Origin of the sequence: Neobacillus drentensis (assembly GCF_036965645.1) — a bacterium.
In the GTDB taxonomy this organism is placed as follows: domain Bacteria; phylum Bacillota; class Bacilli; order Bacillales; family Cytobacillaceae; genus Neobacillus; species Neobacillus drentensis_D.
The window spans coordinates 1-3,639 of sequence record NZ_JBALPZ010000281.1; the positions used below are offsets into that span (position 1 = coordinate 1).

Genomic DNA, 3,639 nt, shown 5'->3' on the forward strand with positions numbered 1-3,639 from the left:
CGGTTCTCCTGCTTCGGAAGCAGGAGAACCGTCCCCATGATCATATTGTCTTTTCCCCTTTAACCCCATTTATGGAGTAGCTGACAGTGATTTCGGCATTTAAGGAATGGGAGACGGAGCAGTATTTGTCTTTTGATAATTGAATCGCACGAATGACTTTGTCTTCAGGTAAGTCCCCGTCTAAAGCGTAGTGCAGATTGATGTTCGTAAATCGTTTGGGATGTTCCTCCGCCCGGTGGCCTTCTACATCTATTTGAAAGGAGCTGGGCTCAAGGCGCATTTTATGCAGGATTGAGATAATATCCATTCCGGTGCAGCCTGCAACAGCCTGAAGGAGCAGCTCGGTCGGCCTAGCTCCCGTATTTTCCCCACCGACCTCTGGAGCCGCATCCAGTTTGATTTCATGGCCCGAAGGAGTTGTTCCTGCAAAGGCCATTTTCTCTTTCCAGTTAATCGTTAAATCGATCATTGATATTCCCCTTTCTTTTTGCTTATTCTTGCCAATTGGGCCGTACCTTATTTTTATTTTATTTAATTTGGCATGTCATTATTAACTTAATGAAGGATTAGCATTTATGAAGGAAACCTTAATTGTAGCGATGACAGACAATTACCTTTTGTCTCAACCCAATTTTGTCTTTCATCCCCTTGATGAAGGACACTTTCCTTTTGATTCGATCCCATTTTGTCCTTCATCCCCTCAATGAAGGACACTTTACTCTAGACTCAACTCCATTTTGTCTTTCATTACCTTAATGAAGGACACTTTACTCTCAACTCAATCCCAATTTTGTCTTTCATCCCCTCGATGAAGGACACTTTCCTTCCTATTTACCCCCTATCTTGTCCTTCATAACCTTTTATAGAAAAAACGAAAACCCCTCTGCACTGAGAGGGGTCTAATTATTACAGGGAAAATCCTCGCTATTTGATCTGAATAAACACAAATATCCCTGCGTTATTCTGGTTAGATTGCTTTTCGATGCTGACATTTTGCACCACGATTGTCAGCTTAGCATACCTGTTTTCCTTCGTGAACGTGGCTTCATCCGCTGTTATCGTGCCCTTATTTGCATTATAATGATAAAACTTATCAAAGATTTCCTGAGTGTTAAAACGGATAAGTTCTTGACTATTTTCTCCCAAAAACTTCAAATCTATCTGTTTTCCATGTGTATCTGTGACCAGGGAATAGGTTTTACCCGCTTTTTCAAAATCGCTAATCTCCTGCTCACTATCGCGATCGTATGGATTAAGATCCATTTGAATAAATCGATCAGCTCCTGCAATATCAATAGACATGGATGGTTCCATTGTCAGGTAAACGGATTGATTTGCATCCCCTGACTCCTGATACGCTTGAAAGCCAAACGTATCCTTAAAATCCTTGTAAACATCAAAATTCTTCGGTAACCAAGTTATCTCCTTTAAATAGCCCATGTGGTCTAAATAGTGAACAGTATCGGTAATAATACTTCTATCCTTCTCAGAGACCGATTCATTAGGCTTAATTTTATTATTTTCGAGCATATCATACTTTAAGAGTTCCTCCTCAAGGATGGCCATTTGACTAGTTCTGCTGATGGTAAATGCATCAACCGGGGGAACAATCGAAATGACTGAAAAAAGAATCAACAAGGCCGCAATAACGCCATTTTTCCGGACAGGGAAAAGGCTCAATAAAACACCTGCAATGATTGCAAATACGCCAAATAGGATTACATAGTATCGGGTATGTGTAACACCCGTTTCACTTAAACTGATCACCGAAGAGGCAATCTGAAAGAGAACAATAGGGATTAATACTTTTGGAAACACCTTTCGAAAAAAAATCGTAAATTTATTCTCAAGCTCACTAACTAAAATATATAGCAAAATAACCGTTATAGCGTACGAGACCAGCATAGGTTCCAGCATATTATCATCCCAAAAGGCCCCGCCGATTGTTTTGAAAATATAAACTACTAAGATGAGCGTAAACACACCTAGTAAAGGGATCAGGATATATGATAACAGTATTTCTAGGAACTTCGGACAATGTCCAGCCTGCTCAATCGTGTCGTCCTTTGCCCGTAAAAAATTAGGGATAAGTGATAGAAAGTATAAAGGTGCAAAAAGAATAAAGATAAGGTTAGCTGTATGCGGGTAAGCCGTATAACCAATCTCAAAAATCAGCTCATTAAAAGCCACTAGAATAATCGCGATCCCGCCATAGATAATACAAGAGAAAAAGAGGGAAATAAAAAATGACTTAAAGGTAATCATGAAGCTTTTATTAAAACTGGTGCTGCTTTTGATGACAGGCACCCAGATAAAAGCCCAAAGCAGCGCAAACATGGCCACAACCGTTCTAATTTCAATCTCTGTACTTAAATTTGGAGCTGGCCTAACAATCAAGTAGTATCCACCCGTTAGGATGATCGCCGCTCCCATCAGCGCCAGTCGAGATGAAATTTTTGAAAAAAATCGTTCATAGCCTACCTGACCAACAGCACTAAGGAAGGCACCAAGGATAAAGGTTAATAGTAACTTCGTATCGTCCTTTTCCGTGCTAATCGAATAAGTATTTACCAAGACTGCAGCTAACAAGAATAAGGTGGTTAAAGGGAAACGGCTAATGGCATCAGTCAGCCCAGTAAGTCGATCTTTTAACTTTTCCAACCATTTCATCTTCATCATACCTCCCTTTATATACACTTCCATTTATTTCTAATAAAATTATAACATGTATCGGTACCCGATATGGGTATTTCCTACCCTTTCATTCAATTCAATAACTGACAATATCTATTTTTTCAAACCATCCTCATCAATTCCCCAAAGGAATTCGACAAACTTCACTAAAACCCTTCACATTTCCCGGGTAATTAACAAGATGCTTAAGTTTAATTCAATTTCTGATAATTTTTTTATCTGCTACTTTTAAAATAGGAATCTATCAACCCTACATTAACACCTTAAAAAGGAGAAATAATCGGAGTAATAAAATTAACCTGCCAACATGAAGGCAGGTTTTTCTACATAAATAATCTACTCACTTAATAACTAACCATTATAATACGGTGGAACACGAAGCCACTCATGCCGGTCTAAGTATTGTTTTACCCTCAACCCCGCCATCGTCTTCTTCATGAGAATTTTTGAAAAAAGTAACCCCACGTCTGACCGGATCGATTCCGATAGGCCTTTGGCGGCAGTAGTGACTCCCATTGCCAGATTATAGGACATAAGGTTAGCCAGTTCTTCGTCATTTAGCTTGGCGCCCTCCGGTATATTCTGAAAATCACCTAGTGGTTTTTCCGTCGTCGTTTTCGGTAATGGGATTCCTTCTTTCTTTAGAAACTCAATCAGCTCGTATCTAATCGGTACATGCAAATTCTCTCTCATATCCTGTAAAAGTTGTTTCAGTTCCGGATCATGGGCTATATTGTACCCAATTTCTTCATTTCGCATGGTGAGCTCGGTTGCTAACAGGAAAAACCATAGATTTGAAACCTCCATCACATTTAATGGTCTTTTCTCCCCATCCATAAAAGGCTCAAATGCATCATGTAATATATCAAATAGTTTCATGTTTCATAATCCCACCAAACCTTGGTTAGTATTTGTTCTGATGGTATTTTTTCCAATAAATAATAA

Annotated in this window: 3 protein-coding genes; all 3 read right to left on the reverse strand. The window is 39.2% G+C overall.

Going from position 1 to position 3,639, the window contains the following annotated elements; genetic code table 11:
- Positions 1–40: 40 nt before the first annotated feature.
- The 3 genes from V7266_RS30370 to V7266_RS30380 all read right to left on the reverse strand — a co-directional run bounded on the left by V7266_RS30370 (position 41) and on the right by V7266_RS30380 (position 3,573).
- On the reverse strand, positions 41–469 hold the full coding sequence (locus V7266_RS30370) for an OsmC family protein (RefSeq protein ID WP_335472998.1): 429 nt from the start codon (positions 467–469) through the stop codon (positions 41–43).
- 455 nt (positions 470–924) lie between these two features.
- Positions 925–2,670, reverse strand: a complete 1,746-nt coding sequence (locus tag V7266_RS30375) for a DUF4153 domain-containing protein (protein ID WP_335472999.1) — start codon at positions 2,668–2,670, stop codon at positions 925–927.
- Between the two features lie 375 nt (positions 2,671–3,045).
- Positions 3,046–3,573 carry a DUF3231 family protein gene (locus V7266_RS30380; RefSeq protein ID WP_335473000.1) on the reverse strand — a complete coding sequence of 176 codons (528 nt, stop codon included), beginning with the start codon at positions 3,571–3,573 and terminating at the stop codon, positions 3,046–3,048.
- Positions 3,574–3,639: the final 66 nt, after the last annotated feature.